At 63.1% G+C, this 26,590-nt stretch carries 27 protein-coding genes; 8 read left to right on the top strand and 19 right to left on the bottom strand.

What is annotated here, in order from left to right:
• Positions 1 to 7 precede the first annotated feature (7 nt).
• A complete protein-coding gene (locus tag JV551A3_RS15865) occupies positions 8 to 283 on the top strand; it encodes a peptidylprolyl isomerase (protein ID WP_016715601.1) in 276 nt (91 codons plus the stop codon).
• Here JV551A3_RS15865 and JV551A3_RS15870 read toward each other — a convergent pair.
• Positions 280 to 906: a LysE family translocator gene (locus JV551A3_RS15870; RefSeq protein WP_133972592.1), complete on the bottom strand. Its 627-nt coding sequence runs from the start codon at positions 904 to 906 to the stop codon at positions 280 to 282. The genes JV551A3_RS15865 and JV551A3_RS15870 overlap by 4 nt on opposite strands.
• 131 nt (positions 907 to 1,037) lie before the next feature.
• Between JV551A3_RS15870 and JV551A3_RS15875 the strand changes: the two genes are divergently transcribed.
• Together JV551A3_RS15875 and JV551A3_RS15885 are read left to right on the top strand one after the other, a co-directional pair.
• On the top strand, positions 1,038 to 1,856 hold the full coding sequence (locus JV551A3_RS15875) for a helix-turn-helix transcriptional regulator (RefSeq protein WP_133972409.1): 819 nt from the start codon (positions 1,038 to 1,040) through the stop codon (positions 1,854 to 1,856).
• A gap of 197 nt (positions 1,857 to 2,053) precedes the next feature.
• Positions 2,054 to 2,668 carry a LysE family translocator gene (locus JV551A3_RS15885; protein WP_133972405.1) on the top strand — a complete coding sequence of 205 codons (615 nt, stop codon included), beginning with the start codon at positions 2,054 to 2,056 and terminating at the stop codon, positions 2,666 to 2,668.
• Here JV551A3_RS15885 and JV551A3_RS15890 read toward each other — a convergent pair.
• Entirely contained in the window at positions 2,616 to 3,341 is a 726-nt protein-coding gene (locus JV551A3_RS15890) for a metallophosphoesterase (protein WP_133972403.1), read from the bottom strand. The two genes, JV551A3_RS15885 and JV551A3_RS15890, sit on opposite strands and share 53 nt — an antisense overlap.
• Positions 3,342 to 3,415: 74 nt before the next feature.
• Between JV551A3_RS15890 and JV551A3_RS15895 the strand changes: the two genes are divergently transcribed.
• The 3 genes from JV551A3_RS15895 (at position 3,416) to JV551A3_RS15905 (ending at position 4,990) form a co-directional block, all read left to right on the top strand.
• Positions 3,416 to 3,931 (top strand): DUF3016 domain-containing protein, encoded by a 516-nt coding sequence (locus JV551A3_RS15895; RefSeq protein ID WP_133972401.1) that lies wholly within the window; start codon positions 3,416 to 3,418, stop codon positions 3,929 to 3,931.
• A 76-nt stretch (positions 3,932 to 4,007) separates the two neighbouring features.
• Positions 4,008 to 4,751, top strand: a complete 744-nt coding sequence (locus tag JV551A3_RS15900; protein WP_133972399.1) for a carbon-nitrogen hydrolase family protein — start codon at positions 4,008 to 4,010, stop codon at positions 4,749 to 4,751.
• Positions 4,748 to 4,990: a hypothetical protein gene (locus JV551A3_RS15905; RefSeq protein WP_133972397.1), complete on the top strand. Its 243-nt coding sequence runs from the start codon at positions 4,748 to 4,750 to the stop codon at positions 4,988 to 4,990. Before JV551A3_RS15900 ends, JV551A3_RS15905 begins: the two co-directional genes overlap by 4 nt.
• 3 nt (positions 4,991 to 4,993) lie before the next feature.
• Here JV551A3_RS15905 and JV551A3_RS15910 read toward each other — a convergent pair whose 3' ends face one another.
• The 10 genes from JV551A3_RS15910 to JV551A3_RS15955 form a co-directional block, all read right to left on the bottom strand.
• Positions 4,994 to 5,494, bottom strand: a complete 501-nt coding sequence (locus JV551A3_RS15910; RefSeq protein WP_112253384.1) for a methylated-DNA--[protein]-cysteine S-methyltransferase — start codon at positions 5,492 to 5,494, stop codon at positions 4,994 to 4,996.
• Between the two features lie 348 nt (positions 5,495 to 5,842).
• Positions 5,843 to 6,649 (bottom strand): CpsD/CapB family tyrosine-protein kinase, encoded by an 807-nt coding sequence (locus JV551A3_RS15920; RefSeq protein ID WP_112253383.1) that lies wholly within the window; start codon positions 6,647 to 6,649, stop codon positions 5,843 to 5,845.
• Between the two features lie 10 nt (positions 6,650 to 6,659).
• Entirely contained in the window at positions 6,660 to 8,222 is a 1,563-nt protein-coding gene (locus tag JV551A3_RS15925) for a GumC family protein (protein WP_133972393.1), read from the bottom strand.
• A gap of 19 nt (positions 8,223 to 8,241) precedes the next feature.
• Complete coding sequence (locus JV551A3_RS15930) at positions 8,242 to 9,357, bottom strand: hypothetical protein (protein WP_133972391.1); 1,116 nt, start codon at positions 9,355 to 9,357, stop codon at positions 8,242 to 8,244.
• A gap of 24 nt (positions 9,358 to 9,381) precedes the next feature.
• Complete coding sequence (locus JV551A3_RS15935; protein ID WP_085693486.1) at positions 9,382 to 9,939, bottom strand: polysaccharide biosynthesis/export family protein; 558 nt, start codon at positions 9,937 to 9,939, stop codon at positions 9,382 to 9,384.
• Positions 9,940 to 10,198: 259 nt separating this feature from the next.
• Positions 10,199 to 10,375, bottom strand: coding sequence for an EPS-associated small membrane protein EppA (gene eppA / locus JV551A3_RS30680; protein WP_166674253.1), 177 nt, complete (start codon positions 10,373 to 10,375; stop codon positions 10,199 to 10,201).
• 252 nt (positions 10,376 to 10,627) lie between these two features.
• Positions 10,628 to 11,170: a helix-turn-helix domain-containing protein gene (locus tag JV551A3_RS15940; protein ID WP_133972389.1), complete on the bottom strand. Its 543-nt coding sequence runs from the start codon at positions 11,168 to 11,170 to the stop codon at positions 10,628 to 10,630.
• 221 nt (positions 11,171 to 11,391) lie between these two features.
• A complete protein-coding gene (locus tag JV551A3_RS15945) occupies positions 11,392 to 12,810 on the bottom strand; it encodes a short-chain fatty acid transporter (protein WP_013972720.1) in 1,419 nt (472 codons plus the stop codon).
• Positions 12,811 to 12,963: 153 nt separating this feature from the next.
• Positions 12,964 to 13,620, bottom strand: a complete 657-nt coding sequence (locus tag JV551A3_RS15950) for a CoA transferase subunit B (protein ID WP_112253377.1) — start codon at positions 13,618 to 13,620, stop codon at positions 12,964 to 12,966.
• 35 nt (positions 13,621 to 13,655) lie between these two features.
• Entirely contained in the window at positions 13,656 to 14,354 is a 699-nt protein-coding gene (locus JV551A3_RS15955) for a CoA transferase subunit A (protein ID WP_015270421.1), read from the bottom strand.
• Positions 14,355 to 14,494: 140 nt separating this feature from the next.
• Here JV551A3_RS15955 and JV551A3_RS15960 point away from each other — a divergent pair, with 140 nt between their 5' ends.
• Both JV551A3_RS15960 and JV551A3_RS15965 read left to right on the top strand, forming a co-directional pair.
• Positions 14,495 to 15,400 carry a LysR family transcriptional regulator gene (locus JV551A3_RS15960; RefSeq protein WP_133972387.1) on the top strand — a complete coding sequence of 302 codons (906 nt, stop codon included), beginning with the start codon at positions 14,495 to 14,497 and terminating at the stop codon, positions 15,398 to 15,400.
• Positions 15,388 to 16,209, top strand: coding sequence for an aldo/keto reductase (locus tag JV551A3_RS15965; protein WP_133972385.1), 822 nt, complete (start codon positions 15,388 to 15,390; stop codon positions 16,207 to 16,209). The genes JV551A3_RS15960 and JV551A3_RS15965 overlap by 13 nt, the downstream gene beginning before the upstream one ends.
• Before the next feature lie 251 nt (positions 16,210 to 16,460).
• Here the strand turns inward: JV551A3_RS15965 and JV551A3_RS15975 are convergent, their stop codons facing one another.
• From JV551A3_RS15975 to JV551A3_RS16005, 7 genes are all read right to left on the bottom strand, one after another.
• Positions 16,461 to 19,541: an error-prone DNA polymerase gene (locus JV551A3_RS15975; protein WP_133972381.1), complete on the bottom strand. Its 3,081-nt coding sequence runs from the start codon at positions 19,539 to 19,541 to the stop codon at positions 16,461 to 16,463.
• Entirely contained in the window at positions 19,538 to 20,956 is a 1,419-nt protein-coding gene (locus tag JV551A3_RS15980) for a Y-family DNA polymerase (protein WP_133972379.1), read from the bottom strand. Before JV551A3_RS15980 ends, JV551A3_RS15975 begins: the two co-directional genes overlap by 4 nt.
• Positions 20,957 to 20,962: 6 nt before the next feature.
• On the bottom strand, positions 20,963 to 21,583 hold the full coding sequence (gene imuA / locus JV551A3_RS15985) for a translesion DNA synthesis-associated protein ImuA (protein WP_041505915.1): 621 nt from the start codon (positions 21,581 to 21,583) through the stop codon (positions 20,963 to 20,965).
• A complete protein-coding gene (gene lexA, locus JV551A3_RS15990) occupies positions 21,583 to 22,191 on the bottom strand; it encodes a transcriptional repressor LexA (RefSeq protein ID WP_112253473.1) in 609 nt (202 codons plus the stop codon). The genes imuA and lexA overlap by 1 nt, the downstream gene beginning before the upstream one ends.
• A 68-nt stretch (positions 22,192 to 22,259) precedes the next feature.
• Positions 22,260 to 23,576 (bottom strand): outer membrane protein transport protein, encoded by a 1,317-nt coding sequence (locus tag JV551A3_RS15995; RefSeq protein ID WP_235874586.1) that lies wholly within the window; start codon positions 23,574 to 23,576, stop codon positions 22,260 to 22,262.
• Positions 23,577 to 23,718: 142 nt separating this feature from the next.
• Complete coding sequence (locus tag JV551A3_RS16000; RefSeq protein WP_133972588.1) at positions 23,719 to 25,617, bottom strand: acyl-CoA synthetase; 1,899 nt, start codon at positions 25,615 to 25,617, stop codon at positions 23,719 to 23,721.
• Entirely contained in the window at positions 25,617 to 26,573 is a 957-nt protein-coding gene (locus JV551A3_RS16005) for a fumarylacetoacetate hydrolase family protein (RefSeq protein WP_133972377.1), read from the bottom strand. The genes JV551A3_RS16000 and JV551A3_RS16005 overlap by 1 nt, the downstream gene beginning before the upstream one ends.
• Positions 26,574 to 26,590: the final 17 nt, after the last annotated feature.

Consider the following 26,590-nt stretch of genomic DNA (forward strand, 5'->3'; position numbering starts at 1 on the left):
GTACCCCATGAAAGCCCAAGCCCGCCACATCCTGGTCAAGACCGCTGATGAAGCCGAAAAGCTCAAGCAGCGCATCGCCAATGGCGAGGCTTTCGACGTGCTCGCGAAAAAATTCTCCATCTGCCCTTCGGGCAAGCGCGGCGGCGACCTGGGCGAGATTCGCCCTGGCCAGATGGTCGGCGCCATCGACCAGGTGATCTTCAAGAAACCTCTGCGCGTGGTCCACGGGCCGATCAAGAGCAAGTTCGGCTACCATCTGGTGCAAACCTTCTACCGCGACTAAGCGCGGCGCGCAGCCAGCAGCCCGAGGCCGGCGCAGCCCAGCAATGAGGCGCTGACCCGGTTGAACAGCCGGCGTGGGCCGGGCTGGCTGAACCAGCGCTGCAGGTACGCCCCCAGGCCGGCGTAGATGGCGATGGCGGCCCACTCCAGCAACAGGAACAGCACGCCCAGCCAGAGGAATTGCTCGCTCACCGGGGTGCCACTGCCGACCGAGACGAACTGTGGCAGGAAGGCGGTGAAGATCAGGATCGCCTTCGGGTTACCAGCGGCCACCCAGAACTCCTGGCGTGCCAGGCGCCAGGTGCCGCGGGGGTGATCGCTTGCCACCACCGCCTCGCCAACCGGTGCCCGCCACAGTTGCCAGGCGATATAGAACAGATACGCCGCCCCCACCACCTTGATGGCCAGGAACAGGTATTCGCTGGTGTGCAGCACCACGGCCAGGCCCATGGCCGCCAGGGCGATCATGCCGCTGAAGGCGACGATGCGCCCGCCACCGGCCATGCAAGCCGTGCGCAGGCCGTAACGGCTGGCATTGTGCAGCGACAGCAGGTTGTTCGGCCCCGGCGCCATGTTCAGGGCGAAACAGGCGGGGATGAAAAGCAGCAGGCTCGAGAGGTCCATCATTGTTTTCCTTTGGCGACAGGCGTCTATTTCGGCGGGTAGCGGGCCTTGCGGTCAAGTTACAGCCAGCGGAAAAAACTGTATGGGTGCGCGGCGCCTGTTAAGCTGCCGAACATATCGAGGACCCTGTGATGCCCCGTTCCCATGCCGCGCTGTGGCGCGACCCGGCGCTGCCGCATGTCGAAAGCCGCCGCGCCTGCCATAGCCGCGCCTGCTACAAGGCCCACAGCCACCCGACGTTTTCAATCGGTGTGGTGGACGCCGGCCACAGTCATTTCACCGGTGCCGGCAACGGCCAGCAACGCCTGACACCCGGCACGCTGGTACTGGTCCCGGCCCGCCGGGTACATGCCTGCAACCCCGAGCCCGGGCAAGCGTGGAGCTACCAGATGTTGCATGTGGATGCCGACTGGCTGGCACAGCTGCACCTGGAGTCCGGGCTGGAGGGTGCCGGGCCCGGCGAGCCGGCACGTATCTGCCAGGTGCCGGAGGTGTATCGGCTGTTCTGCGAACTGAACAGCCTGCTGTTCTCCAACGCCAGCCATGGTGAGAAGGATGCGGCGCTGATTGCCTTTCTGGGTGACCTGGACTGTGTCAGGCTCGCGCCGCTGGCGCCGGCACCGGCCCTGGGGGCGAGCGAGCTGAGCGGGCTGATCGCGCACATCGAGGACCAGGACCCGGCGCAGTTGAGCCTGGCGGTTCTGGCCCGGCAAGCCGGGCTTGGGCGCTACCAGTTGATTCGCGCATTTCGCGCGGCCACCGGGTTTACGCCGCATGCCTACCTGCTCAATGCCCGAATCAACCGGGGGCGACAGTTGTTGGGGGAAGGACAGGCCCTGGCGGAGGTGGCCTATAAGCTCGGGTTTGCCGACCAAAGCCATTTCCAGCGGGTGTTCAAGACCCATGTGGGGGTGACACCGGGGCAGTATCGGGATCTGCACAGCCGCTGAGACCATGGGGGCGCTTTGCGCCCCTTTCGCGACACAAGGCCGCTCCCACATTGAACGGCGTACGCAGCACCTTGTGGGAGCGGCCTTGTGTCGCGAAAGGGCTGCGCAGCAGCCCCGGCAATGGGCCTGCAATATTGTTCAATACGGCATGAACGCCGAAGGGCAGAGTCAGGCTTTCCGCCAGAGCCGCCCACCCCATGCAACAATTCCTGATCATCGCCCTCGCCCACTTCCTTGCCCTGCTCTCTCCCGGCCCGGACTTCTTCCTGGTCGCACGCACCTCGGTCAACGCCGGCTGGCGCATCGCGAGCGGTGCCTGCCTGGGTATCGCCCTGGCCAACGGCGTGTTCATCGCCATGGCCTTTACCGGCCTGTCGGTACTGCAGGAAGGCAGCCTGCTGTTCACCATCCTGCAACTGGCCGGCGCCGGCTACCTGCTGTACATCGGCACCCTGTTCCTGCGCCATGCCGGGCAAACCAGCCTGGGCGCAGTCGCTGGCAAGCAGACAGTTCAAGGGTGGTGGCGGGGATTGGGCATGGGGTTCCTGTCCGGCATTCTCAATCCCAAGAATGCGCTGTTCTATGCCAGCCTGGTCAGCATGGTTGCCAGTGCCAGCGTTGCCTGGAAAGCAACCTGTGCCCTGTGGATGTTCGGCATCGTGCTGCTATGGGACCTGCTGGTTGCGATAGCCATCGGCAACCCGCTGGTGCTGCGGCGCTTCGCCCGCTGCCTGCCGTGGCTGGAGCGGGCCTCCGGGGTCATGCTGGTGCTATTGGCTGTGGCACTGTTGTTTCATCTGGCCTGGGGCTGACCAGTTGCAGGGTGCGCATGTCCATCAAGGTGAAATGGCCACTGGCCCAGCCCCCGGTATCCAGGTGCCAGACGTTGCCCAGCTGCTTGGCCTCCAGCACCGGCGTGTGGCCCACCAACAAGGCACGCAGGCCCTGCACGGGCTGGGTATCGCCTAACTTCAGCCGGCGCCGTGACCATTGGCACACTTCTCGTACCTTGGGGTCGTCATCCAGCTCCAGCCAAGTCCTCAGCACTGTCCAATCGGCATACGGGCTGTCGGCATGCAGCAGGCCTACCAGGCCCGCCGCACTTTCAACTTCTATCGCAATCGGCAGTTGCTCGAAGCGCTCCACGAAACCCAACTGCCGGGCCCGCGGCAGGTCCAGAAACCAGCCGCCGCCAGCGGCGCGATACATGTCCAGGTCGAGCCGCCCGCCGCGAACGCGGGTGATTGCCAGGGCCTCGTGATTACCTTGCACGGCATGGAACCAGGGCTGCGCCAGCCATTCCAGCGCCGCCTCGCTGTCTGGGCCACGGTCGACCAGGTCACCCACGCTGAACAGGCGGTCCACGGCCGGATCGAACCCCACCGCATCCAGGCATTGCTGCAGGCGCTGGAAATGACCATGGATATCGCCAACCGCCAGGTCACGCCCCCGCAGGTTGGCAATCAGACGCCGAAACCGTGCCATTACAATCTTCCTCTGCCGTAGCGCCATGCCAAGGGTAAAATGGAGGCATGCGCAATCTGCCCCGGAGGTGCATCATGCGTACCACCCTAGTGTGTGCCGTGCTCATGGCGCTGTCACTGGACAGCATGGCACAAGGTACCCCGGCCGCGCAGGTCGAGGTACGTTTCGACCATCCGGAAAAATTCCGTGATGCCAGCCTCGACAGCCACGGGTACGAGCGTGGCGCCGACGCCTATGTGATGAAAACCTTGAGCCAGTACCTGCAGAAGCTTGGCCAACGCTACCTGCAACCCGGCCAGCAACTGGTCATCGATATCCGCGACATCGACCTGGCCGGGCGTTTCGAGCCCTGGCACGGCCAGGCCTACGATGTGCGTTTCATGCGTGAAATCACCTGGCCGACCATCGACCTCAGCTACACCCTCAGCCAACCGGGCAAACCCGACCAGCAGGCGCAGGAGCGGGTCAGCGACAAGATGTATCTCAGCCGCCCGGGCCGGGTCACGAGCAGCAGCGACCGCCTGTATGCCGAAAAGGCCATGCTCGACGACTGGTTCCGCCAGCGCTTCGCCGTCCACTCGGCTTCCTGAATATCCCTTCACTGGAACAGGCGATGGTGCCGGTAGTATGCTCGGCCCTTCAACCTGTACCAGGGAAGGGTCATTCATGAAGTCGTGTGCCGTGCAACTGGCATCGCTCAAGGGCGATGTGCAAGCCAACCTCGAACGCCACCTGGCCTGCATCGAACAGGCCGCAGCCCTTGGCGCCGAACTGGTGGTGTTTCCCGAACTGTCGCTGACCGGCTATGAGCCGACCCTCGCGCGCCAGGCCGCCCTGCCAGTCGGTTCGGCGCGGCTGGACCCGCTGCAGGCAGCCTGCGACCGCTTTGGTATCACCGTCGCCGTGGGCCTGCCACTGCCGACACCTGACGGCATCCGTATCGGCATGCCAATTCTCAGCCCCGGGGCACCGCGCCAGGCCTATGCCAAGCAGCGCCTGCATGATGACGAACTGCCCTGGTTCACCCCAGGCGATCAAGCCTTGCTGCTGCAGGTGGGTGCGCACCGGGTAGCGCCTGCGATCTGCTACGAATCGATGTTCATGGCCCATGCGGCAGCCGCGCGGGAACATGGCGCCGACCTGTATCTGGTCAGCGTGGCGAAAACCGCCAAGGGCATCCGTGAGGGTTATCAGCACTACTCCGAGGTGGCTCGTGAGCTGGGCATGACGGTATTGCTGGCCAACTGCGTGGGGCCGGCCGACACCTTCATCGGCGCCGGCGGCTCGGCGGCCTGGGACAGCCAGGGGCGCTTGCTGGCCAGCCTGGACGACCACAGCGAAGGGCTGATCGTGCTGGATACCGCTAACGGGACTGCCATGGCGGTGCCGTTGGCCCTGCAACCGGCATGATCTATCTGTTTCTGGCGTTGCTGAGCTATGCCTGTACCTACTACCTGACGGGGCTGCTCATCCAGGGGCAACTGGCCGATGTGGCCGAGGGATTGCGCCACCGGCCTGATGCGCCGACACCCGGCGAATACCTGCGCGCAGTGAGGCCCCATGCACGCCGGGCCCATCGGCAGTACACCCTGCTGGCTGGCTCGGCATTGGCCGTGCTGGTCTGCCTGGCTGCCAGCTGGTTCTGTTGACGCTTACAGGTCCAGTGCCAGACTTTGCCGGCCCTCCAGCGCCAGCAGGTACTGCTTTGCCGCCAGGCCGCCGGCAAAGCCGGTCAGGCTGCCCGAAGCACCGATCACCCGATGACACGGGGCGATGATCGAGATCGGGTTGCGGCCATTGGCGGCGCCTACCGCACGCACTGCACTGGGGTTGCCGATCTGCCGGGCGATGTCGCTGTAGCTGCGGGTTTCACCGAAGGGTATTGCCAACAGCGCGGCCCACACCTGACGCTGGAATTCGGTGCCGGCAAAATCCAGCGCCAGGTCGAAGCATTGGCGTTTCCCGGCAAAGTACTCGCCGAGCTGGCTGGCGGCTTCCCGCAGTACCGGGCACTGGTCATCACGGTGCAGGGCGCCAAGGCGCACACGGTTTTCCCGCTCCTCCTCCCAGAGTACGGCTGCCAGGCACTCGCCGCGTGCCACCAGGGTCAAGGTGCCGACGGGCGACTGCATGAAGGTGAATGCGCTGGACATAAGCAGGCTCCTGCCAGGTTGCGATCGACCTACTGTACGCATCCACAGCCCTGCCTGCATCCGCTTTCTTGCTCAGGCAATTGTGCGTAGCCGGTGCCAACCACCGCGTCGCCTGCTTCGCGGGTGAACCCGCTCCCACAGGGAACCCCACCGCCGAAAGAATGCGCAATACCTGTGGGAGCGGGCGCGCCCGCGAACACCGGCGTAGCCGGTGCCAGCCACCGTGTCGCCTGCTTCGCGGGCATGCCCGCTCCCACAGGGAACCCCACCAGCCGAAAGAGTGCGTAATACCTGTGGGAGCGGCCTTGTGTCGCGATGGGCTGCGAAGCAGCCCTAAAATCCCGAGCCTCAATAATAGGTCCGGGGTTGCTCATCAGCCTTGTTCAATACCGTCCCCACCAGGTTCACCCTTGCCAGGTGATGAAGGCAATCCTCGATTTCCTTCCTGTTGTTCATACCGTTGGCCACCACCAGCAGCACACAGTCGAACTTGGGTATCACAGTGATCGCATCGTCAGAACTGAGCAACGGCGGCAAATCGAAAATGCAGATACGCGACTCGTAGCGGTTGCGCAGTTCGCTTATCAGGTTGTTCACTTTGGGCGACGACAGCATTTCGGTAGACAACGGCACCGGTACCCGCGTGGGCAGTACCACGAACCGAGGTAAGGTCGGGTTGACCAGGCAGTCCTGCAGCTCGGCCTTGTCCGTCAGAAACTCGTTCAACGCCTGGTCCATGGGCAGGCCCAGGCTGCTGCCGACCTTGGGCCGACGCAGGTCGAAGTCCACCAGCAACGCGGTCTTGGTGGTGTGGTGGGCGATGCTCATGGCCAGGTTGATCGACAGCACCGTCTTGCCCGCTTCAGGGGTTGGCGAGGTAATGGCCAAGGTTCGCCAGCCATTCTCGTCCATGGTCCTGAGCACTTGCGTGCGCAGCAGGTCGATCGGCCCATTCATGTTGGAGTTCTTGTTGTAGGCGACGATACGGTGACGCTCAAGGTGCTCCGCGCGCAGCGGCACCACCTTGGTGTTCACGTAATCGAACTGGCCAGGCACTTCCGCCAGCGCCGTACCTGGGGCGGGTGACAAGGCCTGCGGGGTACCCGGGGTAACCTGGTGAAGATTATTGCCAACAGCCGACGTGGTCCTGTCCATCACTGCTTTCCTATGCAAACCGAGACATGACTTTGAACAACAGCACATCCAGTGGCATGTAGAACACGTGCACCAGCACCACCATGATAGCCGTCAGCGCCAGTGCCGCCAGGATCAGCCAGTTGCGCCAACGCTTGCGCCTGGCCACATCGGCCTTGGTATCGATGTATGGCAGCGCCACCAGCACCCGTCTGCCCAGCAGGTTTTCCAGGGCACCGACGCCGCGAATGCGCTGGTTGAACATTTCCATCAGCATCACCAGCGCACCGCCACCTGCCGGTGCCAGCACCAGGCCCAGCGCCGCGATTTTCTTGCGGTTGGGCTTGATCGGTTTCTCGGGCATCAGCGGTGGCTCCAGCAGTACGAAGCGCTCGGCCTTGTTCTCCTGCTCGAGGCTCTCGGTAATCTTCGCGCCCATTTCCTTGGCGCGGATTTCCTCGTACTTCTTGCGCGCGTTGTCGTGGTCACGCATCAAGGTCACCAGGCCACGCTCGACCTGCGGCGCCTCGAGGATTTCGGCCTCGTAGCCTTCCATCTTGCGGGTCAACTCGCGCTTCTGCTCGGCCAGCGAAGCGATGCGCTCCTGCGCCGCGCTCATCTTGGCGCGCACGCGAGCGACATCGAGGCCGACCGTGGAAGCCGCCGCCGTGCGGCTGCCACTGGCTTCGAGCGCCTGAATCCTGCGCTTGACCGCCACCACATCAGGGTGGGCTTCCTTGTAGCGGCTCAGCAGCCGGGCATACTCGGCCTTCAGGCTGGGCAGGTCCTGGGGCTGGTCGGCACTGGCCGCCCTGGGCCCTTCGCCGGCCTTGGTGGCCAGCCCGGCACTGGCCGCAGACAGTTCCAGCTCAAGGTAACGCAATTCTTCCTGGGCGGCCTTGTAGTCACGGTCAACCTCGCGGAACTCCAACTCCGAGCGTGACAGCATGTTCATGCGCAGGGTCTGGTGCTCGGGCAAGGCATTGGCGTGGGCCTGCTTGAAATCCGCCAGCTGGTTTTCCAGGCTGGCAAGCTCCGCCCCCAGTTTGTTCGCCTCCTGGGTGAGGAACTCGGTGGTTTCATTGGCCCGCTCGGTACGCTGCTTGAGGTTCTCGTTGAGGAACAGCGTCACCAACTCGTCGGCGACTTCCTTGGCCACCTCTGGCTGCTTGTGCTCGAAGGACACATTGAACGCCACGGTCGCTTCACCGCGCCCGCGTACAAAGGTGGTGAGGGTCTCGACCACGACGGCACTGCGCATGTGGTCGATCTTGTCGCTATCGCTGAAGCGCTTGTCGGGGAACAGGTTGTACTTGTCGATGATGCGCAGCAGGTTCTCGCGGGTCATCACCCGCTGGCGAATCACTTCGATGCGTTCATCGGCAAAGCTTGTGTTGTTGGTCGATACCAGTTCGGGGGAAATCTGTTGCGACTCCACCAGGATGGTACCGGTCGACTGGTAGATCGGCGGCACCATCACTGCGACTGCGACGGTCGCGGCCAGAATGACTACGATGCTCCCCCCCAATAACAGGGCCCGGTCCTTGATTATGGCGATGTAATCTCTGAGGGAGAGCTCGTAGTCGGACTTCATGGGGCCACCTGCCTGAAGTTCAGATGTCGGGGTACCTGTACGTCAACGTCAAACCCACGATAGTAGCGTTCGCATCGGCTTCGTGATCCTGCTGCCGTTCCTTGTACATCAGCGACAGGCGCAGGTCCCAGTACGGCGAAAACTGGCGGCTGGCCCACACGCTGTAGGTCTGCAGGGTGTTGGGGGTCTGCCCTTTGCTGTCTTGCCAGGCAGCGTCCGTACCCACCCGGGTCAGTTCGCTGACGGCGTAACTCCACACACCGCGCACCTGGTCAAGCTCGGCGAAGCCGCCTTCGGCGCTGGCCACAGTGCTGCGTTCGGCGGTGAAGCTGGCGTCGGCACGCACACCGGTGTACAGCAGCGCAACCCCACCCTCCCCGCGTCGGCCACCCTCGTCGCCGGAAACCTCGGTAACCCCCACATGCGCATCGGCGCTGAGGCGTTTGGAGAACTGGTACTTGACCCCGACCGCCGGGCTGTAGCTGTTGGACGCCGTCGCCGTCTGGTCCTGCTCGGGCTCATAACGCCGGGCGCCGAAGCGGCTGTACAGATCAGCCCGCTCGCTCCAGGCGTAGGTCCAGGTGAACACGTTGCCCAGTTCTTCGTAACCCGTCAGCGTACTGATGTCATAACGGGCACGGTTGTAGGTGGTTTCGTTGCTCAAGGTGCTGCGTTCGGAAACCGCCTGGCTCCAGTTGCCGGTCAGCGTATACAGCTTTTGCGTGCCATCGGTGGTAACCACGCCGGTATCCAGCACCGTTCCCGACAACGTCGAGCTTTCGTTGTAACGCGCCAGCAGGCCAAACCGCCCGCGCTCTGTCTGACGCTGCCAGCCCAGGCTTACGTCGGGGTCCTCACGGTTGTCGACCACCGCGGTGTCGGACGAGCGCAATACATTCATGCCCAGCCCCAACCTCAGTTCGTCCCGGTCGAAGGTACCGATCAGGGTGTAATCCGGCGCGATGATCGTGCGCGTTATGCCCTTTTCACCCGACGACAACAGCAAGGGATTGCTGTCATGTTCGACGGAAGTCGGTACCACCACCGTAGACTGCCAATTTGCTGCCAGGACTGGGTCCGCAAACGGCAACACCAAGATTGCCGTTGCAATGCTAGTTGTTCTGAGAAGAGGCATTAAGTGTTCTTATTAAAGGCAAGATCAAGGAACGACCAGCGTATCGCCAGCCTGCAGTTGGATGTTGGTGGACATATCCCGGCCAGACACCAGGTCTCTATATCGCACGGGCAGGATTTTTTGGGAAGCGCCGGTGCCACGCACCACTTTGATTTCGCTTTCATCGGCAAACTTGTCCAGGCCGCCCGACATGCTCAGGGCCTGCAGCACTGCGGTAGGGCCTGCCATCTGTACCGGCCCGGGCTTGATCACTTTGCCTTGTACATAGACCAGGTTGCCGGCGATGCTCTTGACGACAACGCTGACGTTCGGGTCGGGGAGAAACTTCTCGAGTTTGGCAGCCACCTGTTTTTCAACGGCCGTTACATCCAGACCGGCAACATCTATGCGCCCGGCCAGGGGGAACGTGATACTGCCATCGGGAAGTACGGTAGCTTCCTGGCGCAGGCTATCTTCCTGCCACACCGAAACCATCACTACATCGCCGGGGCTGAGCAGGTAGGTAGCACTGTGCGGGTCGGCCTTACCGGCACCAGACCACACCATCAGCATGCAGAACGCGGCAAACATTGAACGCACCATGAGGGTCCCTCCGGCCGAAAAGGCCCGACAAAGAGCACTGAATGAGAACAGCACACCAACTCTCGCTCCGCTTCGCGGCATACGCCAACCGCGATGGCCTCGATCTTCCGAAGGCCTTGCCTTGACGCTCTGCAGCCTGGGCTGTGCTGCCTGCAACCGTGGACCTGCACGGGCTACTGGCAATATAGCAACGGCTGGGGAATTGACAAGCCAGGCCCCGGGCCGCTGGCGTCAAGGGTAAAAACCCAGGCTGGCGGACTCATATATTTCTTCTGTTGGCGACTGCCACAAAGCCAACCACAGCAAATGCAAAGAACCACCCTGCGGTTGAAACAGGGATGATACTGTTCTGATTGATATACAAATCCGCCGCACGCGCCGCGCCACTCAACAGCGCCAGCAAAGACATCGACTTGATAATCAGAGCCGTGCGCATACGCCCCCTCCTTTAAAGAGGAAAATCAACTATTTGTTGGCGTGGTGTTCGGGAGTTGTTTCACTGTTGAATTGAGCTTATGAACACAATGACATTGCGTCAATGATTCGACACTATAATAAAATTCAATGAGCACCGGGCAGCGTCGTCAAAATATCGACGCGCAAGACGAGCATGGCCCGCTGCCTTAGTGGCGCCAAAGTTTCATCGCTGAGAAAGGCAGGCTGCGGGGCACTTCAGCGCCCCGGCGCCCTATTCGTCTGGGTGGTGTACCACGACCAGCAATTGCGCCGGCAGCGGCCCCACCGACCTTAGCCGGTGTGGTGTCTGGGCATTGAAATGCAAGGCATCACCTTGCTCCAGCAGCACCCGCTCGCTCATGAAGTCCACTTCCACCTGGCCGACATGGACGAACAGGAATTCTTCGCCCAGGTGTTCCTTGAATGTGGGGTCGCTGAATTCGGTCGGCGGCTGGATCAGGAACGGCAGCAGGCTGCGCTGCCCGACCTGGCTGGTGAGGGCAGCGTACCCCGGCCCTGCCCCATCCCCTACCAGGGCCTGGCGCTCGCCATGGCGCACCAGGCTGTAGCGGCTCTTGCCGGCCTGCTCTTCGGCGAACAGTTCTTCGACATTGACATTCAGTGCCCGCGCCAGCTTCAGCGCGGCGGCGATCGAGGGGGTATTGAGGCCGCGTTCGACCTTGGACAGGTAGCTCTTGGTCATGCCGGTCTTGTCGGCCAGCAGCTCCAGGGTCATCCCCAGTTTCTTTCGCAGCAGTTTCAATCGGATAGACATGTGACGCGTGTTTCCCAGGCGAAGGCAGCCTGGCCATCATACGTGGACTGCCAGGGAAATGCTGGGGCTGCTGTGCTGAGCCTTGTAGGAGCGGCCTTGTGTCGCGATAGGGCTGCAAAGCAGCCCCGGCAATTTGTGCACTATTGCTGAAACCCTGGGGCCGCTTTGCGGCCCTATCGCGACACAAGGCCGCTCCTACAAAAGCCAGCGCAGGCCTAGGGTTACGGCATCACCGGCGGCAGGTACTGCAACGTCGTGCCCAATGCCCACAGCAACACCAGCACCAGCGGCACGTGCACCAGCAACTGCACGAACGAGAAGCCGATCAGGTCGCGCGCCTTGAGTCCCAGCACCCCCAGCAGCGGCAGCATGTAGAAAGGGTTGATCAGGTTCGGCAAGGCTTCGGCGGCGTTGTAGATCTGCACTGCCCAGCCCAGGTGATACTGCAGGTCATTGGCCACCAGCATCACGTAAGGCGCCTCGATGATCCACTTGCCACCGCCCGACGGGATGAAGAAGCCCAGCACCGCCGAATACACGCCCATCAGCACGGCATAGGTGTCATGAGTGGCGATCTGGGTGAAGAACAGCGAAATGTGGTGGGCCAGGGTCTGCTCGTCGACGCCCTTCACCTGGGTGAGGATGGCAGCAATCGAACCATACAGCGGGAACTGGATCAGCACCCCGGTTGTGGTCGGAACCGCGCGCGCCACCGCATCGAGGAAGCTGCGCGGGCGCCAGTGCAGCAAGGCACCGAGCATGATGAACAACAGGTTGTAGGTATTCAGCCCGGAAATGGCAGTAATCGCCGGCTTGGTGGCGAACTCCTGGTACAGCCAGCCGGCGGCCAGGGCCACTAGCAACAGGATCAGGATGGGGCTGTGTTCCAGCCACTCGCCCGGGCGGGTGCGCTGAGGTGCCGGTGGCGCGGTGAAGCTGGGGTCTACCCCGCAGTCCTGGGCGCTGCGCGCGCTGTTCGGGCCCGGGGCCGTGGCGTAGGCGATCACCAGCGAGACCACCACCAACGCTGCCAGCATCACGCCGGACTGCCAGAGGAAGATGGTTTCGGTGAACGGGATTACCCCGGTAATCGACAGGATCGACGGTGGCAGGCTGGCCGGGTTGGCCTGCAGTTGCGCAGCCGATGAAGACAGGCCCAGCGCCCACACCGCGCCCAGGCCCAGGTAGGCGGCAGCGCCGGCTGCGCGGTAGTCCATCTTCAGTTCGGTGCGCCGAGCCAGGGCCCGCACCAGCAGGCCGCCGAACACCAGCGACAGGCCCCAGTTGAGCAGCGATGCCAGCATCGAGATCAGCGCCACCCAGCACACTGCCGAACGGCCATTGCCGGGGATGCGCGCCAGGCGGTCGATCAGACGCGCGGCGGGCGGCGAGCTGGCCACCACATAGCCACCGATGACCACGAAGGCCATCTGCATGGTGAACGGGATCAGGCTCCAGAAGCCATCGCCAAAGGCCTTGGCGGTGTCGGTCGGCTTGGCGCCCATGGCCAGGGCGCCGATGCACACCAGCAGCACAGCCAGGGCGGCAAACACCCAGGAATCGGGGAACCAGCGTTCGGCCCAGTTGGAGCAGCGCAAGGCAAAGCGGGCGGAGCGGCTGTCTTGGATTTCAGCGGCCACAGTTCAATTCCTTTTATTGGTTTTATGGGGTAAAGCAGCATTGCCAGACAACACAAAACCCTGTGGGAGCGGGCGTGCCCGCGAATGCGTCGGTAATTTCACCGCAGCATTCGCGGGCACGCCCGCTCCCACAGGGTAGGATTGTGTAATGCCTTAGAAAGTCATTTCCTTCACATCATCCGGCACGATCAGTTTGCCGGCGGTCTTCTCGATGATTTCCTCAACGCTCACCCCGGGCGCGGTCTCGCGCAGGATGAAGGCGCCGTCTTCGATTTCCAGGTAGGCCAGGTCGGTCAGCACCTTGCGGATGCAGCCAGCGCCGGTCAATGGCAGGCTGCACTGGGGCAGCAGCTTGGACTCGCCATCCTTGGAAGCGTGGGTCATGGTAACGATGATGTTCTCGGCGCCGGCCACCAGGTCCATGGCACCACCCATACCCTTCACCAGCTTGCCCGGGATCATCCACGAGGCGATGTTGCCTTGCACATCCACTTCGAATGCGCCGAGCACGGTCAGGTCGACATGGCCGCCACGGATCATGGCGAACGACTGTGCCGAATCGAAGATGGAAGCACCGCGGCGGGCGGTGACGGTCTGCTTGCCGGCGTTGATCATGTCGGCATCGATGGTGCTTTCGGTGGGGAATTCGCCCATGCCGAGCAGGCCGTTTTCCGATTGCAGCATCACATCCATGTCGGCGGGTACGTAGTTGGCCACCAGGGTCGGAATGCCGATACCCAGGTTGACGTAGTAGCCGTCCTTCAGTTCACGGGCGACGCGTTGTGCCATCTGTTCGCGGGTCAGTGCCATGGTCAGGATCTCTTTGTTGTTCTGGTAGATGGCGCTCAGGCCTTGACGGTGCGCTTTTCGATACGCTTTTCGAAGGTGCCGACGATGACGCGGTCCACGTAGATGCCCGGGGTGTGGATCTCGCTGGGCAGCAGCACGCCAGGTTCGACTATCTCTTCCACTTCGACCACGGTGATCTTGCCGGCGGTGGCCGCCAGTGGGTTGAAGTTTTGCGCGGTGTTGCGGTACACCACGTTGCCGTAGTGGTCGGCCTTCCAGCCCTTGACGATGGCGAAGTCGCCGGTGATGGATTCTTCGAGGATGTACTTGCGGCCGTTGAATTCGCGCACTTCCTTGCCGTCGGCAACCGGGGTGCCGTAGCCGGTGGCCGTGTAGAAGGCCGGGATGCCGGCGCCACCGGCGCGCATCTTCTCGGCAAGGGTGCCTTGCGGGGTCAGTTCCACTTCCAGCTCGCCGCTCAGCAACTGGCGTTCGAACTCGGCGTTCTCGCCCACGTAGGAAGCGACCATCTTGCGAATCTGCCGGTCTTCCAGCAGCACGCCCAGGCCAAAGCCATCGACACCGCAGTTGTTGGAGACCACGGTCAGGCCCTTGACGCCCCGGCGCTTGATTTCGCTGATAAGGTTTTCAGGGATGCCGCACAGGCCGAAACCACCAGCCAGTACCGTCATGTTGTCGGTCAGGCCTTCGAGGGCCTGTTCATAGGTTGCAACGCGCTTGTCCAGTCCGGCCATGCTGATCCGCCTTTTGTAGTTGTTGAACCGACGAGGCTGTCGGTGAGCGTGTGGGGACATCTTCACCGCAAGCGACTGATTTGTTAATTTTGTTTTCATCATCGATTGATAACTTTTGCAAAACAACCAAAAGGCCTGTCATGAACGTCAAGCAACTGCGCGCCTTTGTCGCTGTGGCCAAGTTCCAGAGCTTCGCCCAGGCCGGTGAACACCTGCATGTCTCGCAACCGGCCCTGAGCCTGACCATCAAGGCCCTGGAAGAAAACCTTGGCGGCGCCCTGCTCAGCCGCACCACGCGCAGCGTCAGCCTGACTGCCGAGGGCGAGGTACTGCTGCCGCTGGCACGGCGCCTGCTGGCCGACTGGGATGACACCGAAGAAATGCTGCGCCAGCGTTTCACCCTGCAACTGGGCAGGGTTTCGGTGGCGGCCATGCCGGCCTTTGCCGGCAACCTGCTGCCCCATTCGCTGAAGGTCTTTCGCCAGCGTTACCCGAAGGTCAACGTCACCGTGCACGATGTGATCAACGAACAGGTACAGGAACTGGTGCGCCATCGCCGCGTCGAACTGGGCATCGGCTTCGAACCGGACAACATCGATGGCCTGGATTTCCACCCGTTGTACATGGACCGCTTCGTCGCCGTGGTGCCCGCCGATTCGTCCTTGGCGCAGCTGCCCCAGGTCAGTTGGGCCCAGTTGCTGGCCGAAGACTTCGTGGCCCTGCAGCGGCCTTCGGCGGTGCGCCTGCTAATGGAGCAGAACGTGGCCGCCCGCCACGGCAAACTGGCGGTGGCTTTCGAGAGCCACCAGTTGACGACTATTGGCCGAATGGTTGCCAGTGGCCTGGGGGTCAGCGCCGTGCCTGCGCTGTGCATCAACCAGATGCAAGAGCTGGGCGCTCGCTGCGTAACCCTGGTCGAGCCCACGGTCGAGCGCCGCATCGGCGTGATCGCCCTCAGCGAACACAAGCTTTCCACGGCGGCGCAAGCGCTGCTCGAGGTACTGCTTTCCAATACCCGCATCCCGGAGGTGACATGCGTTACGTGAAACTGGCAGGTTCGAGCGTTCCGGCCATTGGCCAGGGCACCTGGCACATGGGGGAGGATCCGGCCCGCAAGGCGGCCGAGGTGGCGGCCCTGCAACAGGGTATTGAACTTGGCCTGAGCTTGATCGATACCGCCGAGATGTATGGCGAAGGTGGCGCCGAACAAGTGGTCGGCCAGGCCATTGCGGGGCGCCGCGACCAGGTGTTCCTGGTCAGCAAGGTGTACCCGCACAATGCCAGCCGGCGCGGTATGGCGGCGGCCTGCGAGCGCAGCCTCGCTCGCCTGGGCACCGACTGCATCGACCTGTACCTGCTGCACTGGCGTGGCCAGCACCCACTGGAGGAAACCGTCGAGGCCTTCGAGCGCTTGCGCGAGCAAGGCAAGATCAAGCACTGGGGTGTTTCCAATTTCGACGTCGACGACCTGCGCGAACTGCACAACCCCGATTGCGCCACCAATCAGGTGCTGTACAACCCGGCCCAGCGTGGCATCGAGTTCGACCTGTTGCCGTGGTGCGAAAAGCGCGCGCTGCCGACCATGGCCTACTGCCCGCTGGCCCAGGCCGGGCGCCTGCTGCAGCACCCGGTGCTGGCGGAAATCGCCGAGCGCCATGGCGCCACGGCGGCTCAGGTCTGCCTGGCCTGGGTGACCCGTGATGACGGGGTGATAGCCATCCCCAAAGCCGTGACGCCCGAGCATGTGCGGTTGAATGCGGCTGCGGGTGCGCTAACCCTGACCGGCGAAGACCTGCGGGCGATCGACCGGGCGTTCCCGGCACCGACGCGCAAGCAGCGGTTGGCGATGGTGTAGCGACTGTCGCGAAGAGAACTGAATTCGCAACCAATCCTCGTACCCTGTGGGAGCGGCCTTGTGTCGCGAAAGGGCCGCAAAGCGGCCCCAGGATTGATGCGCAACAGTTGAAATTGCTGGGGCTGCTTTGCAGCCCTTTCGCGACACAAGGCCGCTCCCACAGGAATCGCGCCGCCTTTTGGAATTTGAGCAAGACAGTTGCTCCCACAGAGACCGCGCAAAAACCAGGATTTTGCGTGAGGTGCCAGTGATCAATGGAAATCCCGGCTACGCACATCCAGCCCTTGCAACAACGGGCTCACATCCTCCAGCCGCCGTGCTATCAGGTGACGTACGCCCTTCTCCTGCTCCAGCCGCCCGCTGACCTTGAGCAACTGCGACCCCACCAGCGCCCGCCGCTGCCGTTCGGCAAGCTCCCGCCACACCACCACATTGACCATGCCGTGCTCGTCCTCCAGGGTGACGAAGGTCACCCCACTGGCGGTCTGGGGCCGCTGGCGGCCCACCACCAGCCCGGCCACGGCAATGTTGTCACCATGCCCGACATCCTGCAGCTCGCGCGAACTGCGACAGCCCAGCGCCCGCAGGCGTGGGCGCAACAAGGTCAAGGGATGCGGCCCAAGCGTGGTACCCAGGGTCTGGTAATCGGCCATCAAGTCCTCTGCCACGCTGGGAACGGGCAGTTCAACGGTGCTTTCCGGCAAGGCTTGCATATCGGCGAACAAAGGCAGTTGCGGCTGCACCGCCGCCACCTGCCAGCGCGCCTGGTGCCGGTCGCTGGCCAAGGCGCGCAGCGCGCCGGCATCGGCCAGGTGGGCGCGGGCACGCGGATCGAGCCCGGCACGCAGGCACAGGTCTTCGACATCGCGCCATGGCCGCTGCGCCCTCGCCTGCTCCAGGCGCCTGACGTCGGCCTCGGCAACGCCGCGCACCAGGCGCAAGCCCATGCGAATGGCCAGGGCCTCTCCAGGCTCAGGCTCGAGCGTGCAGTCCCAGTCACTGTGGCATACATCGACCGGCCTGACCTCGATGCCCTGGCGCCGGGCCTCTTGCAGCAACTGGTCGGGGCTGTAGAAGCCCATGGGCCAGCTGTTGACCAGCGCGCAGGTGAAAATCGCCGGTTCATGGCACTTGAGCCAGCTGCTGGCATAACACAACAAGGCAAAGCTGGCCGCGTGCGATTCCGGAAAGCCATAGCTGCCAAAGCCCTTGATCTGCTCGAAGATGCGCTCGGCAAACGCCAGGTCGTAACCATTGCGCAACATGCCCTGCACCAGCCGCTCGCGGTGCGGCTCCAGGCCGCCGTGGCGCTTCCAGGCGGCCATGCTGCGGCGCAACTGGTCGGCCTCGCCCGGGGTGTAGTCGGCCGCGACCATTGCCAGTTCCATCACTTGCTCCTGGAACAGCGGCACACCCAGGGTGCGCTCGAACACTGCCTTCAGTTGCGGCGAGGGGTACGTCACCGGCTCCTGCTTCAGCCGCCGGCGCAGGTAAGGGTGGACCATGTCGCCCTGGATCGGCCCGGGGCGGACGATGGCCACCTCGATGACCAGGTCGTAGAACTTTGTGGGCTGCAGCCGCGGCAACATGGCCATTTGCGCGCGGGACTCGATCTGGAACACGCCCATGGTCTCGGCACGGCTGATCATTTCGTAGGTGGCCCGGTCTTCGCCCGGTATGGTTGCCAGGGTCAGGTGACGGCCACGGTGGCGTTGCAGCAGGTCGAAGCAACGGCGCAAGGCGCTGAGCATGCCCAGCGCCAGCACATCGACCTTGAGCAGGCCGAGCATGTCCAGGTCATCCTTGTCCCACTGGATCACCGTGCGCTCCGGCATCGCAGCATTCTCCACCGGTACCAGTTCGTCCAGGGGTTGCTGCGAGATGACGAAACCGCCCGGGTGCTGTGACAGGTGCCGAGGGAAGCCGATCAGTTCACCGGCCAGCACCAGCACCCGGCGCAGCGAAGGGCTGCCCGCCTCGAAACCGGCCTCGGCCAGGCGCTGGTCATCGGGTATGCGATCGCTCCAGCGGCCACAGCATTTGGCCAGGGCGTCCACCTGGTCGGCGGGCAACCCCAGCACCCGTGCCACATCCCGCACCGCACCGGCGGCATGGTAGGTATTGACCACCGCGGTGAGCGCCGCCCGGTGCCGGCCATAGCGACGGAATACATACTGGATCACCTCCTCGCGCCGGTCGTGCTCGAAGTCCACGTCGATGTCCGGCGGCTCGTTGCGCTCGCGCGACAGGAAGCGCTCGAACAACAGGTGGTGTTCCATGGGGTCGAGCTCGGTGATGCCCAGCACGAAGCACACCACCGAGTTGGCGGCCGACCCCCGCCCCTGGCACAGAATGCGCTGGCTGCGGGCGAAAGCGACGATGTCGTGCACCGTCAGGAAGTAGCTTTCGTAGCCCAGCTCCTCGATCAGCGCCAGCTCCCTGGCCAGCACATCCCGCACCTTGCTGCTCGGCCCGCCTGGCCAGCGCAACGGCAAACCCTGCTGGCACAATTCGCGCAACCAGCTTGCCGGGGTATGCCCCTGGGGCACCAGTTCGCATGGATACTGATATTTCAATTCGCTCAATTCGAACTGGCAGCGCGCAGCGATGGCCAGGGTCTCGGCCAGCAGGTCGGCGGGATAGAGTTCGCCCAGTTGCGCCTGGCTGCGCAGGTGCCGCTCGCCATTGGCAAACAGGAAGCGCCCGGCCTCGGCCACCAGGCAGTGCTGGCGAATGGCGGTCATGCAATCCTGCAAGGCGCGGCGACCGCGCACGTGCATGTGCACATCGCCACAGGCCACGGCGCGGATGCCGACCCTGGCCGCCAGGCCGCGCAAGCGTTCAAGGCGCAAGGTATCGTCACTGCCGCGGTGCAGGTGCACGGCCAGCCACAGGCGCTCGCCGAACAGGCCATGCAGCCACTGCCCGGGGGTGGCATCACCGCTGTCATCGGCCACCCACAATGCCAGCAGGCCCTGATGGTGCTGCTGCAGGTCATCGCGAAACAGTTGGTAGTCGCCCTTCTGCGCCCGTCGCCGGGCCCGGGTGATCAGCGCGCACAGGTTCTGGTAGCCGGCCAGGTCCTGCACCAGCAGCACCAGCCTGGGGCCGTCCTGCAACTGCACTTCACTGCCCACGATCAGCCGCAGCTGGTGTTCCTTGGCCGCCTGCCAGGCACGGACGATGCCGGCCAGGGTGCATTCGTCGGTGATCGCCAGAGCCTGGTAACCCTGTTCGCGCGCGCGCCGGAACAGCTCGTCGGCGCTCGACGCGCCACGCTGGAAGCTGAAGTTGGACAGGCAATGCAGCTCGGCATAACCCGGGGTATTCATGCGAACCAGCCCTGCAGCCACAGCGGGCCGGCCTTGCCCAGGTCGCGGTAGGCCCAGCCACGCAGGCCGTCACGGGTTTCGATGCGGTAATAGTCGCGGCGCACATCGCCGCCATCCCACCAGCCCGATTCGATGCGCTCGGCATGGCCTTGCAGGCGATAGCCGGTCTCGTCCAGTGCCACAGGGGCCGACAGCAGCCAGCCAGGGCGGCTGCCTGGGGCGACCGGCATGTTGCCCTGGGCGCCCTGCTCTCCCGCTTGCCAGGCATATTCGGGGCGATGATCGGCTGCCGCGCTCAGGCCCTTGACCGCCTCATCGCCCAAGCGGGCGCGCAGCCGTTCGCGCAATTGTTCCCAAGGTTGCGCCTGTTGCGCACGGGGGTCGAACAATGCCTGGTGTTGCGGCACGAAGGGTGGCAGGTCCTCGGCAACCAGCCGCAGGTTGCGCACCGGTGCGGCAATGCGCAGCGGCTCCAGGCGCCCGCGCGCCAGTTCGAACAGCATCGCGGCATCGCGTTCGGCGGCCAGCAGGCCTACCTTCAGCACGGTATCCGGCCCTTCGGCATGCTCCAGGTACAGGCAGAAACGCTGCACGCCACAGTCCCGCCCGGCGAGGAACGCGGCAAGGTCGTTGAGCATGCGTCGCAGCGGGAACAGCAGGGCCTGGTGTGATTCAACATCGAAATTCAGCTCCAGCCGGGTCTCGAACCGGTCCGGTGGCTGGTAGAAGCCCAGCCCCAGGTTGCGCAGGCCGAGCAACTGGTCAAGGTGCAACTGCACCTGGGCCGCAAAGCGTCTGGCCAGGCTGTCGCGGGGCAAGGCCAGCACCTGGCCCAACTGGCGCAGGCCCATGCGGGCAAAGGCCTCGGCAGCCTGCGCAGGCAGGCCGATACGCTCGATGGGCATGCCCAGCAGCGCCGCACGGGTGGCCTCGGCGTCACTCACGGCCAGGCCATCGTGAGCGTTGGCAAGCATGCGCGCCGCCACCGGGTTGCTGGCCAGGACGATGCGCTGGCGCAAGCCCAGTTCCGCCAGTTCCTGGCGCAGGCGTGCCTCGAACAGCGGCCAGGGGCCGAACAGTTGCAGGCTGGAGCCCACCTCCAGCAACAGCGCCCGTGGATAGTGCAGGCTGACCTGGGCACTGAAGCGGTAGGCCCAGGCTGCCAGCAACTGTTGCACCTGGTCGATGCGCCTGGGGTCGGCTTCGACACAGCTGAAGCCATCGGCCAGCGCACGCGCCGCTGTCAGGGTTTGCCCGGCCCGCAGGCCGAGCGCGGCCGCCGCCGGGTTGACCGCCTGCAGTACGCGTCGCTGGGTCGGCCCGGCAAGCAGCACCAGAGGGGTATCGGGGTCGTCACGCTCACGCAGGACCGTGTCCAGCGCCAGCTGAGGGAACAGGATGCAGGCCCAGAGCATGTTGCATCAACCCCGCCCCGGGCAGGCGATGGGCAGCGCCGGTGGCATGCCGCCACGGCTTTTCAGCACGCGCCATTGTGCCGGACGGGTGTCGACGGCAATGCGCAAGGCTGCGGGTGAAGGGTTGTGCGCCGCCTGTTGCGGACGGCAGGCGAAGGCCAGCGCCTGGCCGGTTTCGGCAGCCACCTGCAAGCGCCGCAGGGCGCGGTCATCGGCACGTTCCGGCCAGCACAGCACCGCCGCACAACTGCCGGAGCGCAGGCACTGCTCGGCGGCCCACAGGGCATCGGCAGGTTCGGCGTCCACCTGTACCAGCCAGCGCAGGTCTACCCCCGCGGCCTGCCAGGCAGGGGCGTAAGGAATGAATGGCGGTGCCACCAGCACGATTCGACTGGCTTCAGCGCTCAAGCGGGCCAGGGTTGGCCACAGCAGCTGCAATTCGCCACAGCCGGGGCTGGCCAGCAACAGTTCACTGAGGGCAGCCGCCGGCCAGCCGCCTTCCGGCAGGCATTGATCAAGGGCTGCATGGCCCGTGGGCTGCAGGCCGAGCGGCCGCGCCTGGGCCTGCCGGCCGCGCCATACCCGGCGCTGGTCGAGCAACCTGTCGAGGTCGACCACCGCGCCCATCAGTCACGCCTCAGCAAGCCGCAGAACACGCCTTCGATGAAGAACTCCTGTTCAGGCCGCACATCGATGGGCGCATAGGCCGGGTTGCGTGGCAACAGCCGGTAATTGCCACCTTGGCGCTGCAGGCGCTTGATGGTCACCTCGCCGTCCAGGCGCGCGACCACGATCTGGCCATCGCGGGCGTCGGCCTGCTGGAGGATGCCGACCAGGTCGCCGTCGAAAATGCCATCGTCGATCATCGAGTCGCCACGTACCTTCAGCAGGTAGTCGGGGGTACGGCGGAACAGGCTGGGGTCGAGCAGCAACTGCTCGTGAATGTCGAGGTCCGGGCCGATGGGGGCGCCTGCCGCCACCTGGCCCAGCACCGGCACTTCGAGGATTTCCGGGCGGCGCAGCGGCTCGGCCAGGCGAATACCACGCGCCTGGTTCGGCGTGACATCGATGTAGCCGGCCTGGCACAGGGCGGTGATGTGCTTGCGCGCCACGCTGCGCGAGGCAAAACCGAAGCGCGTGGCGATATCGGCCAGGCTCGGCGGCTGGCCTTGATCGGCGATGCGCTCACGGATGAACTCGAAGATGGCGCGACGTTTTGGGGTAAGATTGTCCATGGAGCACATTTGTACTCTTTTCGGAGCACGCTGAACAGCCCCCTTCGTCGTCGCCTTCGCGGCTACGATCAAAAGCGATAGGTTGCCTGGACTGATACTCCATGGGCGTGATTTTCATATTCAGCCGTGTACTCAGGCTGGAGTCCGGTATTGTTTTCCTGCTTCACAGAAACCCTGGCATCCCAGAGGTAACCGTAGGCAAAATCAATGGTGAGGTCAGCGCTAGGCGAATAGGCGCCGCCCACGGTCACAGCTTGACGATCTCCGACCGGAATTCGCACGCCACGATCGGCATTTTCTACGGGTGCAGGGTCATAAGCGTAACCAGCCCTCAATAGCCACCGTGGGGTGACTTGGTTGGACACCCCTATCGCCGCCGACCATGTGTCATGCCAGTTCAACGACTCACCCACTTTCCCAAACCCGAGTAGTTGGCCGGTGGATGACACACCACTGTTGACCGCCTCAAACTTCTGAAGCCGGCTCCAACGGGTCCAGGTGGTTCCCAGATATCCGGTCCAACGGCTATTGAACTTGTGAGTGATAGAGGTATCCAGAGACTCTGGCATGGTGAGATCCACTGAGGCGTTATACTTTCCGTCCAGCGACAGTGCACTCGGCGCCCCGGACACCTCGGTATGCCCTTCGAGGTGGTAGCTGACTTTTGAATGATAAGTCACCCCCCAGCGTGTCGACGCATTGAAGTCGACAAGCAAGCCGACGTTATAGCCAATCGCGACATCATCGCCCTTGATGGTTACCAGCGTGTCCTGGCCATTGTTCATGGGGCCTGTAGCCAGATAGTTTTCAAGTTTCGCATTGAACCGATTGAACGTCGGTCCTCCACCAATCGACAAGACGTCATTGACGCGATAGGCGATGGTCGGTTGCAGGGTCATTTCCTTGGTCGTGCTGTAGGAGCCGTGGTAACGCCCCTGAAATGAACGTTCATAATCGTTGACCAGCCCACTCGGCGCATAGAAACCCAGGCCAATCGCTAACCGCTCGTTAATGGGTGTGGATGCATAGCCGAAGGGTATGGCCGCCAGAGGTACCGAGTCGCCTTTGTTCGTCCCTGAAACACTGCTCCGGGCATGGCTGATATCGTCGCTCACTGCGAGTGAGGCGAATCCACCGGACAGTTCACTGCGCTTCAGCTTGGTCAACCCGGCAGGGTTACCGTAGAGGGTGCTTGCATCCAATGCAGAAGATGACCTGCCTGCGTACGCTGTTCCGGCACTACTGGAACTTTGCTCGTTAAGAGCAATGCCATTGGCGCTTGCAACGCCAGAGGCACCAAGTACCAGCAACGAACCGAAGAGTTTGATCGATGGCCTCAGTAGCGCATGGCCGCCGATAAAGATTGAACGGTTTTCCAGTTTCATTTCCCACCTCTTATTATTGTTTTTGTTGCACGCAGACAAGGCTTCGCCTACCCGGACGATTTCCGCCGGGGGCAAGTGAATACATCTGCCTATAAAACCGAGCTATTTGTGCCAGCGATCGGCTGATTTTCAGGTGACGTTTTTAATGGGTCACCCACTCCACCTGGAAGTTGTAGCGACCAAGGAGTTGCGCCAGGATTTCCTTATGTTCACCGGCTTGAATGTGCGCGACCAGCCCACGCCGTTCGTCCTGGCGTACTTCAACGGCGATATGCCTGAGCCCCGCGTATTCCACTTCACGCCCGATCACCCTGCTGATCTCTCGCTGGTGCAAAGCCGGCTTGAAAATCTTCCCCACTGCCGTCAACGGCATTGTCTGGAGTATTTCAATACGCTTTGGTATCGCCGCCCGCTCGCTGATGTTGAGCTGGGCAAACGCTTCGAGCGTCTTCGCGTCGCAGCTGTGATCGGGCCGCAATTGTACAAACGCGACCGGAACCTCACCGGAATAGGCATCCGGGCTACCGATCGCTGCAGCCAGTGCCACGGCAGGATGCGCCTGCAAGGCTTCCTCGATCTGTTTCGGATCGATGTTATGGCCCCCGCGAATGATCAGTTCCTTCTTGCGCCCCGTCAGCCAGAAGTAGCCCTCGGCGTCCTGGCGCCCCAAGTCCCCGGTGTTGAGCCATCGTTGACCATCGATCTCGACCCACAAACCCCGGTTGTGGCCCTCCTCGAGGTAGCCGTTGAAGACATTCGGGCCTGAAAGCGAAATGACGCCAACCTCGTCTACAACGGCATCACGCAGGTAATGCCCCGCCTCATCGAGCAGGACCGAGCGCATTTGCTGATGAGCGATCCGAATGCCGATGGAGCCGATACGGCGTTCACCATGCGGCGGGTTGACCGAGGAAATGCAGGTGCCCTCGGTGAGCCCATACCCCTCGAGGATCTTGACACCAGTGCTACGTTCAAACTCACGGAACAGTTCCGCCGGCATGGGTGCGGCACCGCACACCGCATAGCGCAGCGTGGAAAGATCGCGGCCCTTCGATTCATGTTGCAACAGGGCCGCACACACCGTTGGAACGCACGAAAAGAAGTTGATGCCGAACCGCTCCACCATCTCCCAGAATCGTGCGATCACTCCATCGCCACGATAGCCGTCCGGTGTACCGAGGATGACATGCCCGCCCTGGGTCCAGGGCATCAGCCCGGTGACCATCTGCGCATTCACGTGAAACAGCGGAAGACCACAGAAGAACACATCGCCTTCGTTGTGCGGTTGCAAATGCGCCGCAGCCGCCCAGGCATTGAACACTTCCGAGCCATGGGTTCGCGCGGCAATCTTGGGCAGGCCGGTGGTACCCCCCGTGCAGATGTAGGAAGACAGTTCCTCCGAGCGGATTTGCCGCCCGCTTTTGAGGTGCGTGGCGGGCTGCCTGTCCATGAGCGCATGCCATTCATGGATCTCGATGTTGTCGTAACCAGCCCGCGCTTTCAGCGCCACCGCGTCAAGCGGGGCGCGCACGGGTTCGCTGAAGTAGTGGCTCATGCTGACCCATACGATCGACTTGACCGAGTGCAGGTGTTCCAGTTGCGATGCAAGCTTCGGCCACAGATCGCTCGCCGGTGCAAGGGTGATGACCACGGAAGCTTTCGCCGCGTTCAACAACCCGGCAATCTGCCTGGCCTCCAGCAGCGGATTGATCGCCATGACGATGCCTGCTGCCTCTGCACCCCAGATCGTGAAGTGGGTTTCGGGCAGGTTGGGAAGCAGAAACGCAATCACGTCACCGGGTTTGACGCCCAGGTCGTAAAAAGCATTGGCTGCACGGGTAACGTCCGCGAAGAGCTCGGAGTAGCTCCACTGGCGGGTACGGGACAAGTCAGCCGCGTCGGGCAAGAAGCTCAGCGCCGGGGCCTGGGGCCTGCGCTCAGCGGCAAGACGCAACGCCTCATACGTGCTCGAAGCCAATCCACGTTCCGCTAACGGAACCTGTTCAAGGTCGACGACATCCTGCAGTGCCCGGACCCGCATCACGCTTCCCCCACCACGCGGTTACGCTGTACGCCGAGGTCAATCACGCCATCGGCACTGCGAATACGCGCTTCGACCACATCACCGTACTTGAGGTACTGCGTGCGGCCTTCTTGCGCTTTGAGGAACAGCTTCCACTTCGTGGCTTCGGGCATCAGTGCAGCGATGCGCTGCTTGGCGGGGGATGGAATCGACAAGGCGCATCCCGCCGGTGTGCCGGTGGCAATCAGATCACCTGGGGCCAGGTCCTGCACGCCAGACAGCTCGGTCAGTGTTTCAGCGGGGCCATACACCAGGTTGGCAGTGCTATCGCTCTGACGCACTTCATCATTTACCGTAAGGCGCAGGTTCAGCGCCTTGAGGTAATGCATGTCATCGGGCCCCAGCAGGCAAAGGTACGGGCCGACTGGCCCGAAGGTGCGGAAACTCTTGCCTTTGTAGAACTGCATCTGCGGGATCTGGACGTCTCGCGCCGAATAGTCGTTGACGATGACCACGCCCGCAATGAACTCGTGCAGATTGGCCTCAGTGACAGAAACCGCACCGGTGATGGCGCGCTTCATGACCAGGCCCAGTTCGATTTCATAATCCAGGAAACGCACCGATTTCGGCTTGATGAGGACGCTGTCCGCTGGCACCAGGCAACTGGTCGCTTTGGTGAAAATCATGTTGTACTTCTTCGCGTCGGGGTCCATGCCCGACTCGATCATGTGCTGCCGGTAGTTTGCCCCTTGGCAAACGAACTGCTGATTACGGGTCAGCGGCGACAACAGCTTCACCTCATACTCGTCCAGCTCCTGGCCTTGCAGCCGTGCAAGCGCCTCGACGCGATTGTTGTTGATGAAATCGCCCGTGGTAGCGAAAGCGCCTGGCACAAGCGTGATACGGCCTTGGCGTATCACGCCCCAGTGGATAGCGTTTTCGAACTCAAAACGAACTACGTGCACGACAGACATGGAAGATACTCCTGAAG

Source organism: Pseudomonas inefficax, from assembly GCF_900277125.1.
GTDB lineage: Bacteria > Pseudomonadota > Gammaproteobacteria > Pseudomonadales > Pseudomonadaceae > Aquipseudomonas > Aquipseudomonas inefficax.

Bases quoted from the DNA above. Each gene is read 5' to 3' on its own strand.
- JV551A3_RS15865 (WP_016715601.1), top strand. From the start codon at position 8: ATGAAAGCCCAAGCCCGCCACATCCTGGTCAAGACCGCTGATGAAGCC.
- JV551A3_RS15870 (WP_133972592.1), bottom strand. From the start codon at position 906: ATGGACCTCTCGAGCCTGCTGCTTTTCATCCCCGCCTGTTTCGCCCTG.
- JV551A3_RS15875 (WP_133972409.1), top strand. From the start codon at position 1,038: ATGCCCCGTTCCCATGCCGCGCTGTGGCGCGACCCGGCGCTGCCGCAT.
- JV551A3_RS15885 (WP_133972405.1), top strand. From the start codon at position 2,054: ATGCAACAATTCCTGATCATCGCCCTCGCCCACTTCCTTGCCCTGCTC.
- JV551A3_RS15890 (WP_133972403.1), bottom strand. From the start codon at position 3,341: ATGGCACGGTTTCGGCGTCTGATTGCCAACCTGCGGGGGCGTGACCTG.
- JV551A3_RS15895 (WP_133972401.1), top strand. From the start codon at position 3,416: ATGCGTACCACCCTAGTGTGTGCCGTGCTCATGGCGCTGTCACTGGAC.
- JV551A3_RS15900 (WP_133972399.1), top strand. From the start codon at position 4,008: ATGAAGTCGTGTGCCGTGCAACTGGCATCGCTCAAGGGCGATGTGCAA.
- JV551A3_RS15905 (WP_133972397.1), top strand. From the start codon at position 4,748: ATGATCTATCTGTTTCTGGCGTTGCTGAGCTATGCCTGTACCTACTAC.
- JV551A3_RS15910 (WP_112253384.1), bottom strand. From the start codon at position 5,494: ATGTCCAGCGCATTCACCTTCATGCAGTCGCCCGTCGGCACCTTGACC.
- JV551A3_RS15920 (WP_112253383.1), bottom strand. From the start codon at position 6,649: ATGGACAGGACCACGTCGGCTGTTGGCAATAATCTTCACCAGGTTACC.
- JV551A3_RS15925 (WP_133972393.1), bottom strand. From the start codon at position 8,222: ATGAAGTCCGACTACGAGCTCTCCCTCAGAGATTACATCGCCATAATC.
- JV551A3_RS15930 (WP_133972391.1), bottom strand. From the start codon at position 9,357: ATGCCTCTTCTCAGAACAACTAGCATTGCAACGGCAATCTTGGTGTTG.
- JV551A3_RS15935 (WP_085693486.1), bottom strand. From the start codon at position 9,939: ATGGTGCGTTCAATGTTTGCCGCGTTCTGCATGCTGATGGTGTGGTCT.
- eppA (WP_166674253.1), bottom strand. From the start codon at position 10,375: ATGCGCACGGCTCTGATTATCAAGTCGATGTCTTTGCTGGCGCTGTTG.
- JV551A3_RS15940 (WP_133972389.1), bottom strand. From the start codon at position 11,170: ATGTCTATCCGATTGAAACTGCTGCGAAAGAAACTGGGGATGACCCTG.
- JV551A3_RS15950 (WP_112253377.1), bottom strand. From the start codon at position 13,620: ATGGCACTGACCCGCGAACAGATGGCACAACGCGTCGCCCGTGAACTG.
- JV551A3_RS15955 (WP_015270421.1), bottom strand. From the start codon at position 14,354: ATGGCCGGACTGGACAAGCGCGTTGCAACCTATGAACAGGCCCTCGAA.
- JV551A3_RS15960 (WP_133972387.1), top strand. From the start codon at position 14,495: ATGAACGTCAAGCAACTGCGCGCCTTTGTCGCTGTGGCCAAGTTCCAG.
- JV551A3_RS15965 (WP_133972385.1), top strand. From the start codon at position 15,388: ATGCGTTACGTGAAACTGGCAGGTTCGAGCGTTCCGGCCATTGGCCAG.
- JV551A3_RS15975 (WP_133972381.1), bottom strand. From the start codon at position 19,541: ATGAATACCCCGGGTTATGCCGAGCTGCATTGCCTGTCCAACTTCAGC.
- JV551A3_RS15980 (WP_133972379.1), bottom strand. From the start codon at position 20,956: ATGCTCTGGGCCTGCATCCTGTTCCCTCAGCTGGCGCTGGACACGGTC.
- imuA (WP_041505915.1), bottom strand. From the start codon at position 21,583: ATGGGCGCGGTGGTCGACCTCGACAGGTTGCTCGACCAGCGCCGGGTA.
- lexA (WP_112253473.1), bottom strand. From the start codon at position 22,191: ATGGACAATCTTACCCCAAAACGTCGCGCCATCTTCGAGTTCATCCGT.
- JV551A3_RS15995 (WP_235874586.1), bottom strand. From the start codon at position 23,576: ATGAAACTGGAAAACCGTTCAATCTTTATCGGCGGCCATGCGCTACTG.
- JV551A3_RS16000 (WP_133972588.1), bottom strand. From the start codon at position 25,617: ATGCGGGTCCGGGCACTGCAGGATGTCGTCGACCTTGAACAGGTTCCG.
- JV551A3_RS16005 (WP_133972377.1), bottom strand. From the start codon at position 26,573: ATGTCTGTCGTGCACGTAGTTCGTTTTGAGTTCGAAAACGCTATCCAC.